This window comes from Paraburkholderia sp. NMBU_R16 (assembly GCF_013282575.1).
GTDB lineage: Bacteria > Pseudomonadota > Gammaproteobacteria > Burkholderiales > Burkholderiaceae > Trinickia.
Genome location: NZ_JAAAYE010000255.1, coordinates 1 through 656, shown reverse-complemented (window position 1 = coordinate 656; position 656 = coordinate 1). Strand labels below are relative to the sequence as shown.

The 656-nt window shown below is 56.9% G+C and carries 1 pseudogene; it reads right to left on the bottom strand.

Going from position 1 to position 656, the window contains the following annotated elements:
• Nucleotides 1–458: 458 nt before the first annotated feature.
• Nucleotides 459–656, bottom strand: a pseudogene (locus tag GWC77_RS29890) (hypothetical protein); the annotation flags it as partial.

The window sequence follows — 656 nt, the reverse complement described above, 5'->3', positions numbered from 1 at the left end:
TGCAACATGCGCCGAGCGTCAATCAACAAACGCTTGTCAGCGTCAATCAACATCGGCATCATCAACCTCGCCGCGACATTCTCATCTTGTTTGTCGCGCGTCTCTCATCCAGATTGTCGCGCCACAACATGCAACGCCCAAGACTATGAAAGAACCAGGCAACATCAACAGAACAACGAATAGGGCTCTTCTGAGCATCACGCCACCTCTTGCCGACTGTCATTCCCAAGATGCAGATTACGAGGGCCTGGTGCGGCGTGGTTGATCGCCGTCAACAAAGAATGAGGGCCAAGAATGCTTGCAGTCGGCAGGCCCCACCTATGCGCTGGAAGTAATGTGCGCACTACCGAGCGCGTGAGCTCGAACGCCCGACAATATCGTCCTGCCGCTCGATCGACCGAGATCGACTGTGATTCTTCGCCGCTCGTATCTTGAACGTGCGGTAAAGCCGATACGGGTCACGAAAGCCCGAACGTCTTTCTAAGGCTTGCATCGACGGGACCGGCAGGCATGAAGCGACGCAATTTGCTCAGCAGCACTTCAGTCCCGTGTGGGGGCCGGCGTTCGCGGAGAAACGGGGCTACTGGTTGGCGATACGGTATAAAAGCGAACGGCAACGCCGCGATGACCGACAGCCCAATGGTGCGCACTGGCGG